At 40.6% G+C, this 23,592-nt stretch carries 20 protein-coding genes; 8 read left to right on the top strand and 12 right to left on the bottom strand.

The genetic code is table 11. The annotated features are described in order from the left end of the window. Positions 1-8: 8 nt before the first annotated feature. From EJ103_RS17670 to EJ103_RS17660, 3 genes are all read left to right on the top strand, one after another. Entirely contained in the window at positions 9-3,143 is a 3,135-nt protein-coding gene (locus EJ103_RS17670) for an efflux RND transporter permease subunit (RefSeq protein ID WP_126009057.1), read from the top strand. Beyond that, positions 3,140-4,555: an efflux transporter outer membrane subunit gene (locus EJ103_RS17665; protein ID WP_004588752.1), complete on the top strand. Its 1,416-nt coding sequence runs from the start codon at positions 3,140-3,142 to the stop codon at positions 4,553-4,555. Before EJ103_RS17670 ends, EJ103_RS17665 begins: the two co-directional genes overlap by 4 nt. A gap of 78 nt (positions 4,556-4,633) precedes the next feature. Continuing rightward, positions 4,634-5,260, top strand: a complete 627-nt coding sequence (locus EJ103_RS17660; protein ID WP_024031928.1) for a TetR/AcrR family transcriptional regulator — start codon at positions 4,634-4,636, stop codon at positions 5,258-5,260. 42 nt (positions 5,261-5,302) lie between these two features. Here EJ103_RS17660 and EJ103_RS17655 read toward each other — a convergent pair whose 3' ends face one another. The 6 genes from EJ103_RS17655 to EJ103_RS17630 all read right to left on the bottom strand — a co-directional run bounded on the left by EJ103_RS17655 (position 5,303) and on the right by EJ103_RS17630 (position 11,196). Continuing rightward, entirely contained in the window at positions 5,303-6,406 is a 1,104-nt protein-coding gene (locus EJ103_RS17655; RefSeq protein WP_126009055.1) for a HupE/UreJ family protein, read from the bottom strand. Next, positions 6,403-7,431, bottom strand: coding sequence for a tetratricopeptide repeat protein (locus EJ103_RS17650; protein ID WP_126009053.1), 1,029 nt, complete (start codon positions 7,429-7,431; stop codon positions 6,403-6,405). Before EJ103_RS17650 ends, EJ103_RS17655 begins: the two co-directional genes overlap by 4 nt. A 56-nt stretch (positions 7,432-7,487) precedes the next feature. Next, positions 7,488-8,000 carry an Ig-like domain-containing protein gene (locus EJ103_RS17645; RefSeq protein ID WP_126009051.1) on the bottom strand — a complete coding sequence of 171 codons (513 nt, stop codon included), beginning with the start codon at positions 7,998-8,000 and terminating at the stop codon, positions 7,488-7,490. A gap of 10 nt (positions 8,001-8,010) precedes the next feature. After that, positions 8,011-9,603, bottom strand: a complete 1,593-nt coding sequence (locus tag EJ103_RS17640) for a DUF4331 domain-containing protein (protein WP_029771656.1) — start codon at positions 9,601-9,603, stop codon at positions 8,011-8,013. A gap of 388 nt (positions 9,604-9,991) precedes the next feature. After that, a complete protein-coding gene (locus EJ103_RS17635; RefSeq protein ID WP_126009049.1) occupies positions 9,992-10,675 on the bottom strand; it encodes an anti-sigma factor in 684 nt (227 codons plus the stop codon). Then, a complete protein-coding gene (locus EJ103_RS17630; protein WP_126009047.1) occupies positions 10,672-11,196 on the bottom strand; it encodes a sigma-70 family RNA polymerase sigma factor in 525 nt (174 codons plus the stop codon). The genes EJ103_RS17635 and EJ103_RS17630 overlap by 4 nt, the downstream gene beginning before the upstream one ends. 457 nt (positions 11,197-11,653) lie before the next feature. Between EJ103_RS17630 and EJ103_RS17625 the strand changes: the two genes are divergently transcribed. Continuing rightward, positions 11,654-13,273, top strand: coding sequence for a diacylglycerol kinase family protein (locus tag EJ103_RS17625; protein ID WP_126009045.1), 1,620 nt, complete (start codon positions 11,654-11,656; stop codon positions 13,271-13,273). Positions 13,274-13,311: 38 nt separating this feature from the next. On the opposite strand, the gene EJ103_RS17620 is transcribed toward EJ103_RS17625, so the two are convergent. Both EJ103_RS17620 and EJ103_RS17615 read right to left on the bottom strand, forming a co-directional pair. Beyond that, the gene (locus EJ103_RS17620; RefSeq protein WP_004588743.1) at positions 13,312-13,620 is read right to left on the bottom strand and encodes a VF530 family protein; all 309 of its coding nucleotides are present in this window, start codon (positions 13,618-13,620) and stop codon (positions 13,312-13,314) included. A gap of 54 nt (positions 13,621-13,674) precedes the next feature. Beyond that, a complete protein-coding gene (locus EJ103_RS17615) occupies positions 13,675-13,977 on the bottom strand; it encodes a DUF1496 domain-containing protein (protein ID WP_126009043.1) in 303 nt (100 codons plus the stop codon). Positions 13,978-14,094: 117 nt separating this feature from the next. On the opposite strand from EJ103_RS17615, the gene EJ103_RS17610 reads away from it, so the two are divergent. After that, positions 14,095-14,328: a TIGR02647 family protein gene (locus EJ103_RS17610; protein WP_004588741.1), complete on the top strand. Its 234-nt coding sequence runs from the start codon at positions 14,095-14,097 to the stop codon at positions 14,326-14,328. On the opposite strand, the gene maiA is transcribed toward EJ103_RS17610, so the two are convergent. After that, positions 14,325-14,954 (bottom strand): maleylacetoacetate isomerase, encoded by a 630-nt coding sequence (gene maiA / locus EJ103_RS17605; RefSeq protein ID WP_126009040.1) that lies wholly within the window; start codon positions 14,952-14,954, stop codon positions 14,325-14,327. The genes EJ103_RS17610 and maiA overlap by 4 nt on opposite strands. A 5-nt stretch (positions 14,955-14,959) precedes the next feature. Beyond that, positions 14,960-16,258, bottom strand: coding sequence for a homogentisate 1,2-dioxygenase (hmgA, locus tag EJ103_RS17600; RefSeq protein ID WP_126009700.1), 1,299 nt, complete (start codon positions 16,256-16,258; stop codon positions 14,960-14,962). Positions 16,259-16,673: 415 nt separating this feature from the next. Here hmgA and EJ103_RS17595 point away from each other — a divergent pair, with 415 nt between their 5' ends. Beyond that, the gene (locus EJ103_RS17595; RefSeq protein WP_126009039.1) at positions 16,674-17,099 is read left to right on the top strand and encodes a MarR family transcriptional regulator; all 426 of its coding nucleotides are present in this window, start codon (positions 16,674-16,676) and stop codon (positions 17,097-17,099) included. Positions 17,100-17,222: 123 nt separating this feature from the next. Here the strand turns inward: EJ103_RS17595 and EJ103_RS17590 are convergent, their stop codons facing one another. Next, positions 17,223-20,363, bottom strand: a complete 3,141-nt coding sequence (locus EJ103_RS17590) for a TonB-dependent receptor (protein ID WP_126009037.1) — start codon at positions 20,361-20,363, stop codon at positions 17,223-17,225. A gap of 330 nt (positions 20,364-20,693) precedes the next feature. Further along, positions 20,694-21,539, bottom strand: coding sequence for a S1/P1 nuclease (locus EJ103_RS17585; protein ID WP_126009035.1), 846 nt, complete (start codon positions 21,537-21,539; stop codon positions 20,694-20,696). 233 nt (positions 21,540-21,772) lie between these two features. On the opposite strand from EJ103_RS17585, the gene EJ103_RS17580 reads away from it, so the two are divergent. Then, on the top strand, positions 21,773-22,654 hold the full coding sequence (locus EJ103_RS17580) for a hypothetical protein (RefSeq protein WP_126009033.1): 882 nt from the start codon (positions 21,773-21,775) through the stop codon (positions 22,652-22,654). Next, complete coding sequence (locus EJ103_RS17575; RefSeq protein ID WP_164521649.1) at positions 22,647-23,591, top strand: hypothetical protein; 945 nt, start codon at positions 22,647-22,649, stop codon at positions 23,589-23,591. Before EJ103_RS17580 ends, EJ103_RS17575 begins: the two co-directional genes overlap by 8 nt. Position 23,592: the final 1 nt, after the last annotated feature.

Here is a 23,592-nt window from a genome sequence, read left to right as displayed (position 1 = left end):
GAGTTTTAATGTCACGATTTTTTATCGACAGACCCATCTTTGCATGGGTACTTGCTATCGTGGTTATGCTTGCAGGTGTTTTAGCTATTCAAAGTTTACCAATAGCTCAGTACCCGTCAATTGCCCCGCCGGCAATTAGTATTACTGCAACATACCCGGGTGCATCAGCACGTACCCTAGAGGATACGGTTACCCAAGTTATTGAGCAAAAAATGAAAGGCCTTGATGGTTTGCTATATATGTCATCGACTTCTGAGTCGAGTGGTTCAGCAACCCTTACGCTTTCATTTAGCTCCGAAACTGACCCAGATATTGCACAGGTACAAGTGCAAAACAAGTTAGCCACAGCCACCCCTTTGCTACCTGAAGAAGTGCAAAGGCAAGGTGTATCGGTGGCTAAGTCCGCACGTAACTTTTTAATGGTACTGGGTTTTGTATCAAAAGATGGCAGCATGACGAATATCGATATTGGTGATTATGTGTCATCTAATGTTCAAGATATTGTTTCGCGTGTTGAAGGGGTAGGTGAGGTTCAGCTGTTTGGTTCTCAGTATGCTATGCGTATTTGGTTAGACCCAGCTAAGCTGCAAAACTACAAGTTAACCCCTGCTGATATTAGTGCATCAATCAGTGCTCAAAACGCCCAAGTGTCTGCTGGGCAATTAGGCGGCATGCCTGCGGTTGAAGGTCAGCAACTTAATGCTACTGTTACTGCACAAAGCCGTTTACAAACAGCAAAAGAGTTTGAAGACATTATAGTTAAGGCAAACGCCGATGGCTCGTTTGTACGCCTTGAAGATGTAGCCCGTGTAGAGCTTGGTGGTGAAAGCTATCGTGTTGTAGCGCGTTACGATGGACAACCAGCATCGGGCTTAGGTATTAAGCTTGCCAGTGGGGCAAATGCACTCGATACCGCAGAAGGTGTAAAAGCCGCTATTGAAGAGTTAAAAGCGTTTTTTCCTGAAGGCTTAGACGTTGTCGTCCCTTATGATACTACTCCATTTGTTTCGTTATCGATTGAAAAGGTAGTGCATACGTTAATAGAAGCGGTCGTGCTGGTATTTGTTGTTATGTATCTGTTTTTACAAAACTTCCGCGCTACGCTTATTCCAACTATAGCTGTACCTGTGGTGTTGTTAGGTACTTTTGGTATTTTGTACGCGTTTGGCTATTCAATAAATACATTAACCATGTTTGCGATGGTACTTGCCATAGGTCTACTGGTTGATGATGCGATTGTTGTAGTAGAAAACGTTGAGCGTGTAATGAGCGAAGAAAAACTCTCTGCGCTTGAAGCAACACGTAAATCGATGGATGAAATTAAAGGCGCGCTAGTAGGTATTGCCATGGTGCTGTCGGCTGTATTTATTCCGATGGCGTTCTTTAGTGGGTCTACCGGTGTTATTTATCGTCAGTTTTCTATTACGCTGGTATCAGCAATGGGGCTATCGGTATTAGTGGCACTTATTTTAACACCTGCATTGTGTGCCACGCTTTTAAAGCCTAGCCACGTGCATGATAATAGCTCGTTGTTTGGCCGTTTTTTCAGTGGCTTTAACCGCGGGTTTGATAAAACAAATGCCGGCGCGCAAAGTTTTGTAAGCCGTATGATCCGCTTATCTAAGCGCTACCTTTTATGTTATGGCCTTATTGTTGCGGGCATGGTGTATATCTTTTCAAGCCTACCTACAGCGTTTTTACCTGATGAAGACCAAGGTATTTTGTTTACCCAGGTTTCACTGCCTGCAGGCTCAACAACCGAAGAAACATTAGAAGTGGTTAAAAAAGTAGAAAACCACTATTTAAACGATCAATCTGAAGCTGTTAACGGTATTTTTACGGTAACCGGATTTAGCTTTGCAGGTTCTGGTCAAAACTCAGCAATAGGGTTTGTAAACTTTAAGCATTGGGATGAGCGCGAACGTGATGATTTATCTGTGCAAGGTGTGGCAGGTAAAGCAATGGGCTACTTCTCAACGATTAAAGAAGCGTTTGTGTTTGCTTTCCCACCGCCAGCCATTGTTGAGCTAGGTACTGCAAATGGTTTTAATGTTTTCTTACAAGACAGGGTTGGACTTGGCCACGATGCTTTATTAGCAGCGCGTAATCAATTACTTGGTTTAGCGAGTCAAAGCCCAATTTTGGCGGGTGTACGCCCTAACGGACAAGAAGATATGCCCGAGCTGCAACTTGATGTTGACCTTGCTAAAGCACAAGCACTCGGTGTGTCTCAGGCTGATATTAACAGCACGCTATCAACTGCGTGGGGTAGTAGTTACGTTAATGACTTTATTGACCGTGGCCGCGTTAAAAAGGTCTACCTACAAGGTGAAGCGCAAGGACGTATGGTGCCAGAGGATTTAAACAAGTGGTATGTACGTAATGACAGTGGCGATATGGTGCCATTTTCAGCCTTTGCAAGTTCGCATTGGACTTATGGTTCACCACGTCTTGAGCGTTACAACGGCTTTTCAGCAATGGAAATTCAAGGTACTGCTGCACCAGGTTACAGTACTGGCCAAGCAATGGATGAAATGGAGCGCTTAGTTAAGCAACTTCCTAATGGAATTGCCTCTGAGTGGACGGGTATTTCGTTTCAAGAGCGCTCTAGCAGTGGCCAAGCACCGTTACTTTACGGCATATCGCTATTGTTTGTATTTTTATGTTTAGCAGCGCTTTATGAAAGCTGGTCTGTACCGTTTGCGGTTATGCTTATTGTGCCATTAGGTATATTTGGTGCGACGGTTGCCGCGGTAATGGCAGGTTTATCTAATGATATTTACCTTCAGGTAGGTTTATTAACCACCATAGGATTAGCCTCTAAAAATGCAATATTAATCGTAGAATTTGCGATTCATAAAATGCAAGAAGGCCTAGGGTTAGTCGATGCGGCTATTGCAGCAGTACGCTTACGCTTACGTCCAATATTAATGACCTCAATGGCCTTTATTTGTGGTGTTATACCGCTTGCTATTGCCTCAAGTGCCGGTTCAGGAGCGCAAAATGCACTGGGTATTTCGATTATAGGTGGTACGCTTGCCTCTTCTATTTTAGTGGTGGTATTTGTGCCGTTATTCTTTGTTTTAGTTCGTCGTGTATTTCCAATGAAAAACACCGACGATAAAAAGGAGAGCGCACAATGAGCATTAAACGCTTCACTTTAAGCGCAATTACATTAGTTGTTTTAAGTGGCTGCCAACTAGCCCCTGAGCAAAAAGACCTTGCTTTACCAGTGCCAGATACTTATGTATCTGACACTGAACAAGCAGCAGCGCAGCAGTTACATTGGCAGCAATTTTTTAATGATGAAAAATTGCAAACCTTAATTAGCTTAAGCCTTGAGCATAATAAAGATATGCAAATAGCGGTATTAAATGTGCAGCGTGTACGCGGTTTATACCAAATTGAAGATTCGGGCTTATATCCTTCATTAGATTTTAATGGTGGGGCTACGCGCCAACGTTTACCGGCTGATTTAACCAGTACGGGTGAAGCAGGTATTAGCTCACAGTACAGCGCAACGGTTGGTATTACCTCTTATGAATTAGATATTTGGGGCAAGGTACGTAACCAGTCTGAGCAAGCCCTGCAAAACCTCTATAACACTGAGCTTACGCAATACAGCACGCAAATTTCACTCATTGCTGAGCTTGCCAATGCTTGGTTAAACTACGCAACTGACTTACAGCTATTAGAGCTTGCTAAAGAAACATTAAGCTCACAGCAGGAGTCGCTCTCGCTTACGCAAAAAAGCTTTGATTTAGGCGCTACATCGGCAATTACGCTTGAGCAGCTTAAAAGTACGGTTGCCACTGCAAAAGTAGATATAGCAACATATAAACGCTTGTTAAAACGTGATAAAAGCGCGTTAGATTTACTGGTAGGGCGCCCTGTATCGAGTGATTTATTACCGACTAACTCGTTAACTAATTTACTGGATTTACCAGAAGTACCTGTTGGTTTACCCTCTGATTTATTAACGCAGCGCCCTGATATTAAAGCCGCTGAGCATGCTTTATTAGCCGCTAACGCGAATATAGGTATAGCGCGTGCGGCGTTTTACCCAAGCATTAGCTTAACCGCAACTGCGGGCAGTACGTCTAGTGATTTAAGTGGCTTGTTTGATTCAGGCTCAGGGACGTGGAGCTTTGTACCGTCAATCAACTTACCAATTTTTACTATGGGACGTAACCAGGCAAACCTTGATGTGGCAAAGGCTGATCAAGAAATTGCGGTGGCGACGTACCAGCAAAAGATTCAAAATGCATTTCGTGAAACCGCCGATGCATTAGCAGATAGAGAAGGCTACAAAGAGCAACTTGATGCCCTCGATATGCTAATTAGTTCGCGTCAGCTAACGTACGATTTATCAAAAATGCGTTACGAAAAAGGCGCTGATAGCTACCTACAGGTACTTGATGCACAGCGTACGTGGTACTCGGCTCAACAGCAGTTAATAACAGGTCAGCAGGCTTACCTTGCCAGCCAAATTAATTTGTATAAAGCTTTAGGTGGCGGCTGGAATATAGCTAAAACACCTGTGCAAGAGCAGTAAAATGAAAGGTGTTGTTAAGTTAAGCTATGCAATGAACTTACGCTGTATTAAGTATGCGCTTAATACCGGAGTAGGGTTATGAGCACGAAAGCTAAAAGGCATATAGACCCAGCATTAGCACAAGCTAGGCGAGAGCAGGTGCTTAGTGCTGCCTCAGAGTGTTTTAAACGCAAGGGATACCATGGCGCAGGCATGGCCGAAATATCCCGTACTGCAGGCATGAGCGCTGGGCATATATATAACTACTTTGAAAGCAAAGAGGCAATAATTGAAAGTATTATTGCTAAAGACATGGAAGAAATGTTTTCTATCTTTCAGGAGTTTGAAGATCACCCAGGTGATGTTCTGCAAGCGCTTATAGATGGCTTAAACATTGGTGTACAAAGGCATATGGATACCGGTGCCTGTGTGGTTGATTTAGACATGATGGCGGAAGCGGGTCGCAATAGTAAAGTGGCCTCGCTTTTACGAGATATGGATATTCAAGCGCGGGGGCGCATGCGCCAACTACTCACCAGTGAACGTAGTGCACTTAAAGACACTGATGAACACGAACTTGAAAGCCGCATTAACGTTATTTTTTCGATGATGGCGGGGTTACTGCTTCGTAAGATGCTCTACCCTGAGCTCACCGAAGAAACGGTGTTAATCGCGCTAAGGCCTGCGATGAAAACCTTGCTCATGCCGTTTGATAAAACAAAGTAATAGAAAACTAAAAAGCGAGTCAAAAGACTCGCTTTTTTAATGCTAAATGCGCTCTATGCACCACAATAGTGCCATTGCAGCGATAGCAAGGGAGCCAATTGGCATCACCCATTTTATGTAAATAGGTTTATTGCGCATGGTTAGTAACACCGGCAGTGCAATACACAATATACTCAGCTGTCCAAGCTCTACACCTAAGTTAAACGCTAAAATGCTGAGCAATTGATAATCGCTCGAGAGCCCAAGCTCACCCAGTACACTGGCAAAGCCCATTCCATGTAACAAACCAAACGCAAAAGTAAGCCAGCCAAGGCGTAATATAACCGGCCATACATTGTTTAAAGCCGCAAATAATACCGAGATTGCAATACCTAGCTCTACCCAGCGGCTACTTGGCGAAACAAGATTAAGAGCCGTAGCAGTAAGGGTAAGTGAATGCGCAAGGGTAAACGCAGTCACAATCCACGCAGTGTGCTTAATAATGTGCTTTTTACTTGCTATTGCCTGCCAGTGACTTTCAGTGCGGGTTAAAACGCAGGTTAAAAGTAGAGCGATTAAAAATAAAATATGGTCAATGCCAATCCAAATATGTAACACGCCTTGATAAACATATTGGTTAAAAGTCGTTAAATAACTCGATTGCCCAGTGGTAAAAGTGTGTTGTTGCTCATCTATAGTGAAAACCCGCGAAACCTGATTTACATTTACAATAACTTTGTGATTTGCGTCTTGGTTAAAAAAAGCGCGGTACATTAACGTTACATCTGCATCAGTGTTACAGCTAAAAACTAGCGGTAACACTAAATATGCTTCATTAAAATGATTATCTAATTGGTAGTTATCGGTGATTGTTAATAGGCAAGTTTGCTCATTTTGTAAAACCGATAGAGTATTTTTGGCATAGCGATTAATAGCCGTCTTTTGTGATTTTAATTCGCCCCAGCTTATTTGGGTGTCTTGGTTAACATCAAGCGCAACTTGTTGTTCTAAATCGCTAATATTTATTTGCCATGTGCCTGTGTATTGCTTTTCGTTGTTGGTATTATCCAGTGAAATGTAGCTTGTGCTCAACTGATGAGCTTGCACGCTAAAGTTGGCAAATAGCGCAACTATAAATAAAACAAATAACGCGTTTATTTTACTCATAAAGAATCCCTAACCATCGTATTTGCTTGGCTTAGTAAGTGTTTATCTGTACTCATTTTTGCTTGCTGCCAATTTATATTTGCCCAGTATTGTGCCTTGGCTTGGTTTGCTTGTACATGAATATAGTAGTTAGCTAAGTCGTTGGCATGGAAGGTATCTTGGCGTTGTTCACGTAATTTTACGCGCTGTTGCATGAGCGGTTGCCACACCGTATTAGTGTGCATATTACTGCGTTTTTCAGCTATGGCTAACTTGAGCAAAATAGCGTCTTCAAGCGATGAGTGGCTATTGGCAAGTTTACCGAGTGTATTAAGCACTTTTTCAGGGTTGTTTTGCTGCAGTTGAATATCGGCCCACAGCACAATAAGGCTCACCGGGGCTGTGTTTAAATCAATATTATTTATATGCTGCTGCGCACGGGTGAATTTATTGAGTCTAAATGCCATTTCGCTGAGCACATGTTTTGTCGCTAAGCTGCTGTTTTTGTTTTGCGTAAGCTTAACTAACGCGTGATAACTTTCACTAAGTTTGCCCTGTTGGCTTTGTACATCTAGCACACACGTGCTGGCCGTTAATAGGCTGGTGTTACCAATTAATGCCACACAATGACGCTTAGCTTGTTCAAATTTGCCTTGTGTCATCAACATATTAGCGAGTAATAAATGGGTGTTTACATGATCTGGCTGGGTTTTTAATACGTTATTAGCAACTTCAATGGCACGCGAAAACGCATGCTCCTTTTGAAGTACCCGTGCATATAAATAACCGGTTTGTGCAGTTGCAGAAGCGGTATATAGATTTTTTAAGCGTTTTTTTAATACACCTTGATAGCGCTCTGTTTGGCCTATGTATTGGCTATTTAGCACCAGCGCAGAGAGTTGCTCAAGGGTTAAATTAGCACTTAATGTTGCATTGCTTGAGGCAATAATTGCGTTATCTTTTGGGGTAATTGGTTTTGCAAGCACGTTATTTACACAAAGTGCAGCGCAAAAAACAAAGAGCATTTTTTTATAATGACTGCGCATTGTTTTATCCTCTTAAAAAAGCCATCCATGGCCATCAGCTTAATTTACTTACTGAGTTAGTTACCAGAAGCGCCCGATGAAATACCGCTTACGTCTGTGTCTGTATTGATAAAGACACGTCCGTTGGTAGATAGCGGTTGCGCAGTGGGGCTTTGATTAAATGCGTCGCTTGCAAATTGTGCAAAGTCCACTTGCAGTGCTTCAATGGTTATATTTACCGCTGCAGTCACTTGCTGGTTAACACCGTCTGATACGCCAAACATAAAGCTGTCGCTACCGGTTGCTTCTTTGTTTGGGGTATAGGTAAAGCTGCCATCGCTATTTACTACAGCGTTACCTAATGTCGGCTGCGAAGTTAATGTGTATGTTAATGTATCGCCATCAGCATCGGTGGCCACTAACATGTCGTTAATTTCAACTTCTGTTTGTGTGGTTAACATTGCATCACTAGCACTGGGCGCAGAATTTACAACCGGTGTGGGCTGTTTGTTATCATCATCACTGCTACACGCGCCTAGTGCCAAAGCGCATAACAATATACTGCTATGGGTAAGGTTTAAATTACGCATACGTTACTCCTTATTTAGAGCCTGCAAGTGGGGTGGCTAAGTATGGGAAAGTGGCATCCATCATGCTCGCATCAACTGGAGCACCATCAGTGAATGGCACTGTACCTACATCAGCATCCTCTGGTGTACATAGACCTAAGTCGGTGTCTTCACCATTTACAGGAATAGGGTGACATAAACGCCCCATTACCACGCGAAGTGCAATATCAACGACATCGTCACCTGGACGGCGCCCGTTTGGAAAACCTGCTAAATCATCACCGGCTACACCAAATGCAGACTGATCAGTTTGTGCTGTCGCTGCAATTGCAGTATTTAAACGTAGCATTTCTGATGGCGTTACGGTGGCTTGTTGGTTTACCCCTGCAAAACCAGTTAAAAATGCGGTGATTAAATCAGTACGTGGAAAGTTAGTTGGAGCAAGAGTTTCTAAATTAGCGCCAAGTGTGGTATTTACTGCATCTTTAAATAAAATATTTAACAGCTCTGGTAAAGACGGGTGCGAAACGTAATCTAAAAACTGTGCATCGTCTTTAGGGTGAGCCGTTGAGAAGGTATCTTTGTCTTTAATACCAATAACAAGCTCATTAACTAATGGATTACCTAAGCGTGAAACCTGCGTTAATGCACCGCCATTTACCGCGTTATCTGCAAATTTAGCGTTAGGGTTTAAAATGCGTGCTTGAGGTAGGCTCGCTGTTGTCCATGAACCAATTACGCCGTTGCCTTCACCTACAATACAGCTTTTAGGCATTTCAACTGCAATTGAGGTAACGTTTTTATCTACGAGGTCGTCATTCTCACTGCTTTGTGTAATCCCTCCAGGGAAACCACCGCCATCCCCAGCACCTGGCGCACTATCACCTTCAACGGGAACGTAATTTACTAAATCGAATGTTTTACCTAAGTTAACGACAAATGGGTCTTTGCGCTGACCAACAAATACTTTGGCCATACTGTCACAGCCTGGTACCGAAACTTGATAAACAAACTGATCTGCATAGGTTTGGTAATCAGCCATTGAACCAAATGTTTTGTCACCTATATAATCAAGCGGTTTATTAAACGTGGTTGAACTGGTGGTGGTATTACTTAATGCTGTACTGGTACCCGTGCGTTGTGGACCGCTTATCATGCTGAGTGTGTATGACTCGCTAAAATTAGCGGCGCTATCATCACCTGCTGCTACACCACCAACGTTTTTAAGAGGTACAGATACAGTACGTTGATTATCTTCTGGGCCAACGGTTAATTGCACGCCTTGATTATCGTTTGGCAGCATACTGGTAAAATTAAAAGCAAAGGTAATATCCTCAACTGCATCACCGTCGTTATCAATATGAATACTGTAGGTTGCATCTGGGTCCATAGCAAAGTAGTTAGGGCCGCCGTAGGCATCTTGTAGAGGAATATAGTTGGCAATAAATGTAACGTAGTCGTCTCTGCCTGCTTCATAACTATTAAATACGTAAAAGTCGGTAGAGTCTAAGGTTGGAAAGCGGCTAATGTTCGGCGCTTCACGATGACTTGATGCCTCGCTAGAGGTGCTTACTAAGGTACTGCATACTACTACTGCGAGTATAGATGGAGTTAAAGCTTTCATGACTTTTTCCTTTAGTTTTGATTGGAGTCATAACTAATAACGAAACAAAAAGCACAATGGATGCAAAAAAGTTAAATATTTTTTTATTTTGTTAATAAAGGGGTGTTTAACGTTCAAGATTAAATTTGCAACAGGCTGTTTTGCATTTAGATAAGGAAGTGATAAGAGAGTGTTAAGGGGCTGAAGCGGTTTGGTTTTATACTTATTACAGGGGGTGTATGCAATTAAAATAACGCAGCAGGTATTGAGCACACAATATGATAAACATCGCACCCCGATTAAGCCTACTTTAGTTTAATCAAATATTAATGGTTAAAGGGCGCTAGACCCCAAGGTAAATAAAAAGGTTGGCCAAACAAAGTTTGACCAACCAGTCGCGTTTATTTAGTTATAAAATAACTAAATCTGTCGTGTACAGCACTTGTGTTGGTAGGCCGTTTGGCGAGCCACCTAAAGGCTCTAAGCTAACAGCGAGTAGGGCAATGTCTTGCGCCTTAAAGCGTGTGCCTTTGAGTAACTGTTTTTCACCGTTTTTAGGCAGTAGACCCAACGAAATTGGCGTGTCTTGCCCTTTTAAAATCATCCATAGCTCGTAGTCTTTATCGGTTTGCGCAACAAGCTTATCACTGGCTTTAACCGATAATGTTTGCTCATCTACGTTAATAAACCACAGTGATTGCTTATCTTGGTTTTGTACTAAAGCAATTTGTTGGCTGTATTGGGGCTGATATGTGGGCTGAATAACCAAAAATGCTAAGATAATACAGGCAGCTGTAGCTATAAATGACCAATTTCGCCACAGCGATGTAGCTGGTTTGATCACCGGTTTAACGGGTTGGTTGGTGTGCTCTAGTGTATTTAAAATATTCTGCCACACTTGCGCGCTGGGTGTTTGAGGCGTAATTGCACTGGCTAAATCATTTAAATTTTGCTCCCACATTATAGTGGCTTCTCGGGCTTGCGGTAAGCTGAGCATTAAGCGTTGAAAACGTTTTCGTGCCAGGCCTTTTAAAGTACCCAATACATACTGCCCTGCTAAAGCATCAAGTAATTCTGGTTTATTATAATTCATAATGTTAAACACCTCTGCAACTGCTGCAAACCACGCCTGATCCAGCTTTTAACTGTGCCTAAGGGCGTTTCTATGTGATTGACTAGCTCACCATGGCTTAGCCCTTTGTAATAGGCTAAATGAATGGCTTGTTTTTGTTGGGGATCAAGTTGCTCAATACAATTAACAAGTTTGGTTTGTTCGTCGTAACTAACATCGACTGCTTGTTCATCGTATTCATCGTCACCCATTGCCTGCTCTTTTCTTACCTTGTGATAACGCAATGTATCTAAGCTGCGGTATCTCACAATGCTTATCATCCAGCTAATAACTGTGCCTTTAGATGAATTGTACTCTGACGCGTTATGCCAAATTTTTATAAATGCCTCTTGCAGTACTTCTTCTGCGTGCGCGCGGTTTGACAGCATATTTAAACTAATCGCAAAAAGCTTTGCGCTTGTTTGCTGATACAAATCAGCAAACGCGGCTTTGTTACCCTGTGCTGTTTTACACAAAAGGGGAAGTAAATTGTCGTTTTCCATAAGGTTCCTGTTGTTTTTATTATTACCGAGGTGTGTTGAGCTTCGTGAATTAAAAATTGTTTTATTTAAGCGCAACTTAATCGCTTTGAAATAGAGATTAAACAGGCTGTTATAAATTTAACTAATAAAGATAAACACACTCTCAATAAACGTGTGAAAAGAGTGATTGGATGCAAAAACTTTTAAGCTGACATTTATATTAGCTGCTGTACACATTGAAACAAGTTTTAAATATAAACAGTTACCTTTGGGTAGTGAGAAAAAATGACCGATTAGTGTGTAAAAAGCGCCTAATATGCGAATACAGCTAAAGCTATCTACTTTTATTTATCTTATATCAGTCACTTAGTGTTGTTTCTGTTCCTGAAAAACAACTTTTGTTGGCGTGCAAATTGCTACTACACTTATACACAGCTGTAAAAAAATGTGCCAAAACAGTAAAAATAAAGGAGAAAATATGTGGGCTGCAACGAGTTATTTAATTTTAGCGTTAATTTTTATATTTATAGGGTGGGAGGTTAACTCGGTATATTTTGCAGTGGTATTTTACTGGAGTGCATTGTCGTTAATTCTTGTCAGTGGTGCTTACATTTTTAATTTGGCGAAAATTTTTAGAAAGCGTGAAAATGGTGTTATTCCATTTTATATTCGCTGGGCATTTGTGCCTTTTTTACTGGGTGCTCAAATTTACAATGCGTATTCTCGCAAGCACGATAAAGTCCCTCCCATTCAAAAAATTAACGACCATTTATTTTTAGCATGCCGATTGTTCCCCTCTGATATTGATACGTTAAAAGAAAACGGCATAACGGCAATATTAGATGTAACGTGTGAGTTTGATGGCTTAGAATGGAGCTCTACACAAGAAAATATTAGCTATTTAAATATTCCGGTGCTTGATCATAGTGTGCCTACCCACTCGCAATTAAACCAAGCCATTAACTGGATACATCATCATATTAAAGAAGACCGCCGCGTGGTAGTTCACTGTGCACTGGGCAGAGGGCGTTCGGTATTTGTTATGGCAGCGTATTTACTGAGCCAAGATAAAAACGCCGATGTTCACCAAGTGCTCGCGCAAATAAAAGAAACCCGCGAAACCGCAAATCTTAATAAGCATCAACTTCGTCATTTAGCAAAGCGACATAAAAAGGGGGAGCTAGTTATTAAAAACAAAGCCGTTATTATTGCAAACCCTGTGTCGGGTACCAAAATGTGGCAAGACAAAGAGCATTTAATAGTGGCTAGGTTGTCGGCGTATTATGATTTAGAAGTATTAACCACCACCAAAGAAATAGACGGTATTGAGCTTGCTAAACAAGCTATTAAAGATAAGCCAGATATAATAATTGCCTGTGGCGGCGATGGAACCGTGACAGAAGTAGCAAGTGTGTTGGTAAACACTCAGTGCAAGCTGGGTATTATCCCAATGGGCACAGCCAATGCCTTAGCGCATGTGCTTATGGGGATTAGCTCTAAAATCATTCCTGTTGAGCAGGCCTGCGATCTTATTATTGATGGGCAAACCCAAACAATTGATACGGCCTATTGTAATGACGAGCTAATGCTGTTGTTAGCGGGGATTGGTTATGAGCAATCAATGGTAGAAAAAGCAGATAGAGACTCAAAAAACGAATCGGGTCAGCTTGCCTATTTAAGTGGTTTTTTTCAGGCATTTAGTGAGCAAAAAGCGCAAACCCTTTATGTTACCCTTGATGATAATCAAACGCAGGAGGTAAATACGAATAGCTTTATTGTGGCTAATGCTGCGCCATTTACTACGTTATTAGCCCAAGGAGGTGGTCAGCCCGATCACGAAGATGGCCTATTAGACATTAATTGGCTGCTACCTAGTGATGAAAACACCACCCGCGTGTTAAGCATTGCTGAACTTATGTTTAGTAGTATTACACAAACGCATTTAGCAATTAGCTCGCATCATACCAACGCTAAAAAAGTAACGATAACCGCAGACGAAGAAATTAAGTATGTACTCGATGGTGAAATAAAAATAGCGGATACGCTTACTATTACAGTTGACCCTGCCTCGTTAAATGTAATTAGTAAGGAGTTATAAAATACAAAATGCACGTGTTTAACGTGCATTTTTGTGTATTACTTTTTAATGCTTGGCCAAACAAAACCACTGCTATCGCTTTGGCTGGCAGGCTTAGGGCGCTGAGCGCTTTTGGGTTTACGCAGCGGTTTGTTACTTAACGTATGTAAGTAGAGAGCTTCAACTTTATCGCGTGCCCAAGGGGTTTTACGCAAAAATTTTAAGCTTGATTTAATACTTGGTGAGTCGGTAAAACATTTAATGTTTACTTGCTCGCCCATGGCTTTAAACCCTAAGCGCTGCTCAAGCTCTACTAAAATTTGTTCTAACGTTACCCCATGAAGAGGATTTTTTGGTTGATTATCCATAGCCATACTACTTATTTAAACTGTGCGCATTGTAGCGTAAATCCTCTTTTAGCGCTAATTGACCGTAATGGTTTTAGGCTTTGTGGGATAAACAATATTGCCTTTTTTATCTAATTTTAGCCAAATTAGCTTACTGTTATTATGCTGCGGGTTTTTAGCAGCGCACACTAAGGTAAAAGAATGTACTTGCACCAGCGCGCCTTCACTATAACGTTTGTTGTCGTACCAACAAATATCACCATTATTAATAATCTCATTAGCGTCAATAATAGAATGCGTTTTGACTGTTTTTGCATAACTGCTAGGGGCTAAAGTGAACGCAATTAAAAAAATAAATAAAACCATAATATGGCGCATGAGCGACCTCGGATTTTGATAGTTTAAAAATAGTACACACGATTAAAAAACATGCTAGGGTAAGTAATAGCGTTAAACAACACTGACTTAAACACACAATTATAAAAAGGTGAACACATGCAATTTAATCAAACAATGATAGATGAATTTACGTTATTAGCTAAATTTCCACGTGAGAGCAAAATGCAAGGGATTAAGTTACATTCGGATGCTGAACCAAATTTATTAAGCGCGGCACAAAGGTTGTTTGATAAAGGCGTGATAGACAGCCCAGATGGCGGCTATTTAACCGAACTGGGCCTTGATTTAATAGAGCACGTGAGTGTTATTCACTGCGCGTTAAAAAGTTAAACTGCATCGCGCTGATTTTGCGGCGCGGCGTCACTAAAAGCGGGTAATGCATTACAACGTGCATAAATGGCTGCAATTTTTGGATACGCAGCCATATCTACATTAAAACGCAACGCATTAAATACCTGTGGCACTAAGCATATATCAGCGAGAGTGGGTGTATTGCCTACGCAAAACTCATTGTTTTCACTTAGCATCATTTCAATTTTTTCAAACCCAAGCTCTACCCAATGCCTGTACCAGGCGGCTTTAGCTTGCTCGTCTACACCCAATACGTTGCTTAAATACTTGAGCACTCGTAAATTATTTACTGGGTGAATATCACATGCCACTGCATAGCTTATATTACGAATTTGCGCTTTTTGCCATGCAGTGCCATAAATTAACGGCGTTTGCGGATAGCTTTCATCTAACCACTCTAAAATAGCCAGTGATTGCGCTAATACGCCTTCGTCCGTTTCAAGAGCAGGAAGTAAACCTTGCACGTTTTTATCTAAGTAAGGCTGAGCTAGTTGTTCAGATTTAAGTAAATTAACGAATTGCATATCATGCTCAATGCTTTTTAAATTAAGTGCTATGCGTACACGGTATGCGGCAGATGAGCGAAAGTAGCTGTATAGTTTCATTGTTATTATTCCTCGCCTGTAAAATGTTTTGTGATACTACGCCAGCACTGAGTGTAATTAGTTTGGCGCTCTTTTCCTTCAAGGGCATATTTAGTGGGCGATATTATGTAACGAGACTCGAACATAAAGGCCAACGTGTTCTCGTATTTTTGCGGTGCAAGCTCAGCGTTAGATGCTTTTTCGAATACCTCGGCTTCAGGCCCATGTGGCGACATACAGTTATGCAAACTAGCGCCTCCTGGTACAAACCCGTGCTCTTTTGCATCGTAAACCCCTTCTATTAAGCCCATAAACTCACTCATAATATTGCGATGATAGTAAGGAGGTCTAAATGTATTTTCAGCTACCATCCAGCGCGGTGGAAAAATTACAAAATCTACATTTGCCATGCCTTCAGTGGCTGAAGGGGAGGTAAGTACAGTAAATATAGAAGGATCTGGGTGGTCAAAACTCACGGTATTAATAACATTAAAACGTGCTAAGTCGTATTTGTACGGTGCGCTGTTACCGGTCCAAGCAACTACATCAAAAGGCGAGTGTGTGATAGGGCAACTAAATAAATGACCGTTAAATTTAGTGACTAATTCAAAGCTACCTTCTTTATCTTCAAATGCAGCAACAGGGTATTTAAAGTCTCTGTCGTTGGCGTAGCCATTTGCACCGACGGGGCCGCGCTCGGCAAGTTCAAATGCATGACCATAGTTTTCACAAATGTAGCCACGTGCGGTTTCATCAATTAAATCAACCGAGAATTTAATCCCGCGAGGAATGACGGCAATTTCCCCCGGCTTTACTGTGAGCTTTCCACATTCGGTGTGTAATAACAGTTCGCCATGCTGAGGCACAAACAACAGCTCACCATCGGCATTACAAAAATAACGCCCTTGCATAGAACTGTTAGCAACATAAACATGAATACCCATACCGGTTTGCCCATTGGCACTGCCATTTGCAGCCATTGTAATTAAGCCATCAATAAAATCAGTGGGCTTTGTGGGAATATCAATAGGGCTCCAACGCATCATCGTAGGGGGCGTAATTGCTTCAGTTATAGGCGCTGTTCTTATTAGTGCGTTATCTATAGCGGTGTATTCACCTTGTACCACCGATGGACGAAGGCGGTACAGCCACGTGCGACGATTAGCGGCTCGCGGGGCGGTAAAGGCCGTGCTGCTAAATTGCTCGGTGTATAAATTGTACTTCACCTTTTGTGGGGTAAATTGCCCAACAGGCAGTGCACCGGGTAGCGCTTCGGTTTCAAACTCATTGCCAAAACCGCTCATGTAGTTTATTTCGCTGGCCATATTTAGATCCTGTGAGAGTGACATTGTTTTATCTTTCTAGGGCCTGTTTATCTTTCGAGGTTGAATTTGCAGCAGTCTGTTTGGGAATTAGGCAAGGCAGAGCCTATGCAGTGTGGTTGTTCCCCATAAATAGGCGATAACGTAGCATAAATACCAAACAGGCGCTGCCCGAAGGGTTCTGCCTAGGGGCCATTTACTCTTTGTTGCCCGGTTTTTACTTAGCCCACTAGGTTACAAACCTCGCGCCGCGATTAAATGGCCCCTAGATTGAACAAATTTCAATCCTGAAAGGTCAACAGGCCCTAATTAGTTTAAAGTACTCTCAAGTGAGAGTAATTTCAAATGGGCGCATGTTTTAGCCTGTAAATAAAAATGCACAGTTTTCACAGTGTGTAAATGCGATGAGAAAGTATTAATGGAAATAGATCTAGAGCAGTTTTTGCCCTATCAGTTAAACCAAATGGCAAATCTCATAAGCGATGATTTTGCGCGTGTTTATCAGCAAAAATACAACTTAACCATCCCTCAATGGCGGGTGTTGGCAAACTTAGCGCAATACGGCAAAAGCAATGCAAAAGATTTATGTACACAGGCCAATATGGACAAGTCAACGGTTTCGCGAGTTATAAAATCATTGCTGCAAAGAGGGTATGTTGAAGCACAGCTAAATCAGCAAGATAAGCGAGTAACGCAGGTTATGTTAAATGAGCAGGGCAATGCACTTTACAAGCTCATAGCACGTGATGCACAAAACTGGGAAGCGCAATTAGCTGAAAAATTTAGTAAGCAGCAACAAGTCCAATTGCTAGATTTACTAAAAGAGCTTAGAGGTGCCTTATAAAACCAATCCGCAATAATACTTAATCATTTTGAGGGGCTAAATAGATCATTTAATTAAGCTGGTTGGTAAAAAAAAGCCCATCAAAAGATGGGCTTTAATTAGTAGTTTTTTACGCTAATGCGATTAGAAAGTGTAACGAACACCTACACGCATTTGCCATAGTGACGCATCAGATTGTACTGATGTATTTGCGTTGTTTTCATTAAAGCCTGAGTATACGTAACGGCCTTGCTCATCAATTGATGTTGAAATCATGCTAGCGCCAACGAAAGGACCTTTTTTAAGTACGCCCCAATCATCGTTTAACAGGTTAGTTAAGTTATCAATTACGAAGAACGCTTCACCTTTATGGCCATCCATAAAGCCTGGTAATTCTTGAGTAACTTTAAAGTTAAATTTAACAAACCAATCTGAGTTTTCAGCATTACGGCCAGTGATTTCACCACGCTCTAAACCGTTAGATGCGATAAAGTCGTTAAACGCGTTAATTTCATCAGCGCTCATGTCGTAAACAACGTTAGGATCGTTTTCAAGTGGTACGTAAAGTAACTGACGGTCACCATTCCAGTTAGCATCGCCCCATGCGTCATCACTTCCGTCAAATGTGTAGCTGTATGGTAAGCCTTTGTATGCTTCACCGTATAGGTTAAAGCGAGTAGCAAAACCATCTACAAATTCATGAGAGTAGCCAAGCGTCATAGTAAAACGATGTGGGATTTCGTAATCAGATGATGCAACACCAGGGTTACCAGGATCCGTTAGCGCAATATTACCGTAGTTTGAGCCAGCAACAGAGCTTGTCATTGGGTTAACATCGTCTGAATCTGTGTACGCGTAACCAAAGTTAACGCTTACGCCATTATCAAACATTTTGCTTACTGCTAATGAAATAACTGATGAATCACCGCTATCGCCACTTACATTTGTAAGAAGGTATTCACCATCACGGCCTTCGATTGACTCGTAAATAGGACGACCATCAAAAGTTGTTTCACCTGTATCTTCAAGTGCGATATCGCGCATTAACGCTGCATCTTTCTTCTTAGAGTATAAGTAATCAAGTGAAATAACATACTCGTTTTCAGTTGTGTATGTAGCACCAATTGAGTATTTCCACTCTGAAGGAATTTCAAAGTCTGGGTCAACTGCATTTACTGTAGCATCACCTGAACCAATTACAGTGTTAGCAACTTCATCAAACATTTCTTGTGGTACTTCAAAACCAGGCGTGCCGCCATTTACGTTAGGCGTGTTGAATAAATCAACCGAGCTGCGGTAAGTACCGATGTTTGTAATACCATCGTTAGAGTAAGAGTTAGATAACCAAACATTCGGGTTACCACCAGAGAATAAGCCAACACCAGCACGAACTTCTAACTCGTCAGTTGCATACCACTGGAAGCCTACACGTGGTTGAAGTAAATCAATACCATCGAATGTGCTTTGGTTACTGTAGCCGTAACGGTCAGTAAAGTTTTGGTTGAAGTTAGGTACGTCATCGCTTGTGTATTTATCATAACGTAAACCAAATGTGATGTTTGCATCTAGGTCTGTAAATGCGTATTCGTCTTGAACATAAAATGTATGCTGAGCGTATGAGAAGCTTGCAGCTGCATCGTTAGGATCATTAGTACCGGCAGCATTGTTGTAGTAAACAGCGTTTGCGATACCTTGTTCAAATAAATCTATACCAGTTAGGCCTGCATCTCTATCGTTGTAAAAACGGTATTCGCCTTCAGTATGTTGTACGAATAAGTTAAATACGTCTAACTCTTCAAACTCATAACCAGCAGTAATTGTGTGTTGGTCAAGGTAGTATGTACCCGCTACTTTAAATGTAGTGGTATCGTAGTCTAAATCATTTGATTGACGAGAATCATCTGGACCAATGTAAACTGTACCACCGTTATCAGTACTAATTTGCATTTCACCAAAGCTGCTTGCAGCATCAAGCGATTGTACCGTTGCGTCTAATTCTGATTTACCAATACGAACTTCAGTAGAAAAATCATCTGACCAATCTGAGTAAACAGAAGCAATGATTGAAGTAAATTCTGCACTTTGGTCGTAAAAGTGGTTTGATAGTGAAACACGGCTAGAACCAGTGTCTGACTGTGAAACCGTATTACCATCGTTGTAGTTATAGATTAAGTTTGCACGGTGATCTTCGTTGATGTTCCAATCTAATTTAACTAAGATTTTTTCATCTTCAACCGGCATACTTGAAGGCATACCGCCTACGTCATAACCATATACAGATTGAGCAACACTTGTAATACGAGCAATATCATCTGCAGTTACACTGCCGCTGCTTAAACCGTCGTAGTTAAACTGTTGCACACCTTCAAGTTTTTCGTATGAAGTGAATAAAAATAGTTTATCTTCGATTAACGGTAAGCCAACGTTAAAGCCGTAACGTTTTTCGGTGTAGTTACCGTTATCAACGTCTTCGCCTTCAATTTTATCGCCTTTTAATGAATCACTTGTGAAATCGTAGAAGATGCCACCGTGAACTTCATTACCACCAGATTTTGTTACCGCATTAATGTTACATGAGGTAAAGCCACCGTACTGTACGTCAAATGGTGCTAGCTCAGCTGAAACCTGTTCAATTGAATCAAAAGAGAAAGGTGCACGAATAGTTGGGTAACCGTTAGAGCTTAAACCAAAGTTATCGTTCATACGAACGCCATCTAGCGTTAAGCTGTTGTAACGAGGGTTACCACCACCACAGTTAATTGAACCGCGGCTATCATCAATTGTGATACGCGGGTCAATACGAATGATATCTTTTAAATCACGGTTAATAGCAGGCGTGTTTTCAAGATCAGTTAAAGTAAATGTAGACGCTGGGCCAGTACCACCAGACATAGAGCTGATAGGTGCACCCGTTACTACAATTTGCTCCATGCTTGATTGTGGCTCAAGTGCAGCATTTACTGGGTAATCGTTACCAATGTTTAGGATAATATTATTAAATTCTTGATCAGCATAAACATCAGAATCAACGATTACCTTGTAAGGACCACCAACACGAAGGCCTTTAGCAGTAAAGTAACCTGCATCGTTTGCTTCTGTTGTTTTAACTGAGCCAGACGGTACGTGTAAAATTGTTATTTTGGTACCTGGAGCTGGGTTACCGTTTGGACCGGTAATTTGACCCTTAATCGCAGAGGTTGTTTCGTTGGCGAATGCAGCGCCACTTACACTTACACACGCAGCGATAGCAAGTGAGAGTGCTGTTTTTTGAAGTTTAGTCTTCATTTTCATTTCCCGTGAAAGTTATAATTAAATTGTTATTTTAAGTAGTATAAAGTCAGCAGTGTTGTTGAATTTATACTCTTGTAATATGCAAAATTAATTTGCACAATTTATACTTGTATACTTAACTAAATTTGGATTAATTACTTATTGTTATGTTACCGCCGTTATGTGACAGTATTATGAAATGCAAACTTTATAATTCCTTTTACAATTAATTATTTACATTTTGTAATTAATACATTTTTAGCTGTATTATTTTAGCTATACTCCAGAGAGTGTATAAACATAAATTAATTCCCGTGTGTAGGTTTTTTATTTATAGGTTGATTGTTATTTTGTCGTTATTTTTAATTTTTTATTCTCATCTGACGAATCAAATAAATAGTTTAATACACCCGCAAGCCTAACGCCTGCTTTTTGCAAACGCTGCTTAACAAGCGGATTGTATTTGAAAACATAACTATAGCTCACTTCATCACTGGTTGAGGTATAAATATCTTCGGCCAGTTTGTGAGATTCCATCAGCCAAGTAGTAGGGCTGCTGTTTAAGTATGTTTTAATTAATGCTGCATCGTCGGTATCTATAAACTGAGCGTATTCAGTGTAAGCTAAGTTTTCATTTTCTATTAATCCAGTGTCCCAAAGGCTATGCAAATTGGTTTCGTTGTCAAAAAAATCAACTTTAATTAAATTGCCGCCTCTATCTTTACTTCGCCCAGCATGAAATGGTTGATGGCTGTCGCCAACCAAGTGAACTAAAAACTTTAAAGCAAACTGTTTTTCATTAAGGGAAGAGGTAGATGACTGAAGTGTATTAATAGAGAAGTAAATACCTTCTAGAATATTTGTTACATCGTCTTTGCTGTGTGTATGTGCGTGATTTAGAGAAAGTGTTTTATTTTTAGGAAGGTTTATGTAATGCCAGCGTGAAGATTTTTTACGCCAAAATAGTTCAGGACTAGATCGCATTTCATCTGCCCAAGTAGCAATTTGAGCTAGGGATTGTCCTTCTAATAGTGGCAACAGGTTCTGCACTGTTTCGTCACTCAAATGTTGCTCAGCAATATGCCCAACAATTCGATGACCATTTTGACCCCACGCATACGCTTTAGAAGTTGTAAAAACAGCACCAATTATTAACGTTGTTGCTACGAGAGTAGCAATTTTAATGCGCATCAATGTTTCCTGCATTTATTTTTATTCACCTATTAGCTGGTGTAAACATTGTGATTGTTTTTGCTAAATATAGAAAGGAGTCAAGAGTATTCATTATTTCTTATTCATAATTTCATTAAATCAATAACTTACCTTTGATAGGTAAAATTACCTGTTGTAATAAGTAAATAATATTGTTCAAATAAAGCCTTAGCGTTGTTAGGTACATCTTATTGATGGGGTTTGGAAAGGTCATGTTACATAAACTGTCGTTTGTTACACTTTTGTTTCTGGTTATGGTTGCTGCATGGTCTGTTGGAAAGGTGAGCGTTAAAAGTGATGAAATAAATTTCCCAGAACTAATAAAAACGTCAACACAATGTTATACAACAGCCAGTGAAAACAGAAATCAGCTTATTGTATTTACGCCATCGCAAAGCGTGGCAGAGAAGCTTACAGAGTCTCTATGCCTTGATACCGTGGTAACGAAACAATACGGTTCAGTTAAAGGTTACTGGGGTGACAGTACAACGGAAAGCTTCGATTTTGTAGGCAAAGGGATTGCAGACCTCGTACTTGCAAAAAATAATATAATGGACGCCTTTAATGCAGAGCTAACTTATAACTATCAATCTGTGGTGGGCTTTTCTGATTACACCGCATTTTTTATCTCCTCAAAAGAAAAACCACGCTTAACAAAACAATACTTTTTAGATAAGCGTATAGGCTTATTAGATTACCCTACAAGCCGCTCTGGCCATATACTTCCAAAGAAAATGTTTAAAGATTTAAATATCAACTTAGCCAATTTAGATATTACTTACGCCAGTTCGCACAGCGAGCTTCGTGACTTATTAGCTAATGGGCAGGTCGATATTATTGCGTCTTTTTGGAAAGAAAGTGATGCTGCTCGTTTTTCAAAAAATTATATAACCCCTTTAAGTAATAAAATTTCAGGTTCGCGCTGGTATCTAAAAATGCAGCAAAACAATACAGACCTTTTATGTGCTGTACAGCGTCATATTCTTGATATGTCAAAGGAGCAGACACTGAGTTATTACAAAGAGGCGCAATCGTACTGGGATTGCAGTTCAGAGCAGGTAACAGCTAAAGATGAGAGCGTTAAAAATGGATAAGTATAAATATGTTTTTTTTGGCTGCGCTGTTTTTATTATTAACTGTTTAGTGTTTTATGTGTCTGTAATTAATGAGCAGAGTGACGCTATTAAACGCCAGGTTATTGAAACCGAAAAACAAGTTGCACTGGATTTACCGTTAATTGCGCTCTCTAATGAGCTTTTAAAGCACTCGGGTAACCAACATGCAGTGCAAGACTACTTATTAAAGCTCAACGGCTATTTAGACAATAACCTTCGCTTAGTTAAAATTGTGCCAAAATCTGCTAAGCCTTTAACTTTAAAGCCAAACCAGTTTGTAAGAACACTCAAGTCGAGCACTACCCATGTCTCTTTAGTGTTTGAGAAAAACGCACAGTTTTGGTCAGAAAACAGGTTTTTGATTTGCTTGTTATTTTTAGTTTTGAGTATTTTATTTAGCAAATGGCTGAAGTCTATTATAGGTATGCCTGTAGATGCTAAAGGCCCATCACTGAACGCTGATACTGACTTAGGAAAACCAAAAGAGCTGGCATTGATCATTGATTTAAACACTAAAACACTCAGTAATAGTTATATGCCTGAGGCTACAGTGTGTTTAGCTAACAAACCGCTATGCTTTTATTTAGCATTAATAGAGTTTTGTCGTGATAATAAAGATGTTGTGCTAAATCAAAATAAATACGTGCCAGATGAGCTTATAGAGCTTGCTAATAAGTACTTTTATAGGTTGATTGAGCTTGGGCATACTATACGCAAGCGGCCAAATTTTAATAGCAGCTTAGAAAAAACACTCAGTGAGATTCGTGCAGCTCTTGACGAAGTCTTAAATGAACACCCTGATATGAAAGACATTTATTATCCGCCTAAAGCATATGGCGAGGGCTCTCGCTCACGTTTACACAGTTACGGCTTAATAAATATTGCAAAGGGAAACATAGAAATAAAAGGAAAGTAGA

It is taken from the genome of Pseudoalteromonas sp. Xi13, from assembly GCF_003952205.1.
Taxonomy (GTDB): domain Bacteria; phylum Pseudomonadota; class Gammaproteobacteria; order Enterobacterales; family Alteromonadaceae; genus Pseudoalteromonas; species Pseudoalteromonas atlantica.
This window is presented reverse-complemented; position numbering and strand designations above follow the sequence as displayed.

What these genes read in the sequence shown, in the direction of transcription:
- EJ103_RS17585 (WP_126009035.1), bottom strand. Translation starts at nt 21,539, where the DNA reads ATGCGCATTAAAATTGCTACTCTCGTAGCAACAACGTTAATAATTGGT.
- EJ103_RS17590 (WP_126009037.1), bottom strand. Translation starts at nt 20,363, where the DNA reads ATGAAGACTAAACTTCAAAAAACAGCACTCTCACTTGCTATCGCTGCG.
- EJ103_RS17625 (WP_126009045.1), top strand. Translation starts at nt 11,654, where the DNA reads ATGTGGGCTGCAACGAGTTATTTAATTTTAGCGTTAATTTTTATATTT.
- EJ103_RS17610 (WP_004588741.1), top strand. Translation starts at nt 14,095, where the DNA reads ATGCAATTTAATCAAACAATGATAGATGAATTTACGTTATTAGCTAAA.
- EJ103_RS17650 (WP_126009053.1), bottom strand. Translation starts at nt 7,431, where the DNA reads ATGCGCAGTCATTATAAAAAAATGCTCTTTGTTTTTTGCGCTGCACTT.
- EJ103_RS17575 (WP_164521649.1), top strand. Translation starts at nt 22,647, where the DNA reads ATGGATAAGTATAAATATGTTTTTTTTGGCTGCGCTGTTTTTATTATT.
- EJ103_RS17640 (WP_029771656.1), bottom strand. Translation starts at nt 9,603, where the DNA reads ATGAAAGCTTTAACTCCATCTATACTCGCAGTAGTAGTATGCAGTACC.
- EJ103_RS17635 (WP_126009049.1), bottom strand. Translation starts at nt 10,675, where the DNA reads ATGAATTATAATAAACCAGAATTACTTGATGCTTTAGCAGGGCAGTAT.
- hmgA (WP_126009700.1), bottom strand. Translation starts at nt 16,258, where the DNA reads ATGGCCAGCGAAATAAACTACATGAGCGGTTTTGGCAATGAGTTTGAA.
- maiA (WP_126009040.1), bottom strand. Translation starts at nt 14,954, where the DNA reads ATGAAACTATACAGCTACTTTCGCTCATCTGCCGCATACCGTGTACGC.
- EJ103_RS17620 (WP_004588743.1), bottom strand. Translation starts at nt 13,620, where the DNA reads ATGGATAATCAACCAAAAAATCCTCTTCATGGGGTAACGTTAGAACAA.
- EJ103_RS17655 (WP_126009055.1), bottom strand. Translation starts at nt 6,406, where the DNA reads ATGAGTAAAATAAACGCGTTATTTGTTTTATTTATAGTTGCGCTATTT.
- EJ103_RS17630 (WP_126009047.1), bottom strand. Translation starts at nt 11,196, where the DNA reads ATGGAAAACGACAATTTACTTCCCCTTTTGTGTAAAACAGCACAGGGT.
- EJ103_RS17615 (WP_126009043.1), bottom strand. Translation starts at nt 13,977, where the DNA reads ATGCGCCATATTATGGTTTTATTTATTTTTTTAATTGCGTTCACTTTA.
- EJ103_RS17580 (WP_126009033.1), top strand. Translation starts at nt 21,773, where the DNA reads ATGTTACATAAACTGTCGTTTGTTACACTTTTGTTTCTGGTTATGGTT.
- EJ103_RS17645 (WP_126009051.1), bottom strand. Translation starts at nt 8,000, where the DNA reads ATGCGTAATTTAAACCTTACCCATAGCAGTATATTGTTATGCGCTTTG.
- EJ103_RS17670 (WP_126009057.1), top strand. Translation starts at nt 9, where the DNA reads ATGTCACGATTTTTTATCGACAGACCCATCTTTGCATGGGTACTTGCT.
- EJ103_RS17595 (WP_126009039.1), top strand. Translation starts at nt 16,674, where the DNA reads ATGGAAATAGATCTAGAGCAGTTTTTGCCCTATCAGTTAAACCAAATG.
- EJ103_RS17665 (WP_004588752.1), top strand. Translation starts at nt 3,140, where the DNA reads ATGAGCATTAAACGCTTCACTTTAAGCGCAATTACATTAGTTGTTTTA.
- EJ103_RS17660 (WP_024031928.1), top strand. Translation starts at nt 4,634, where the DNA reads ATGAGCACGAAAGCTAAAAGGCATATAGACCCAGCATTAGCACAAGCT.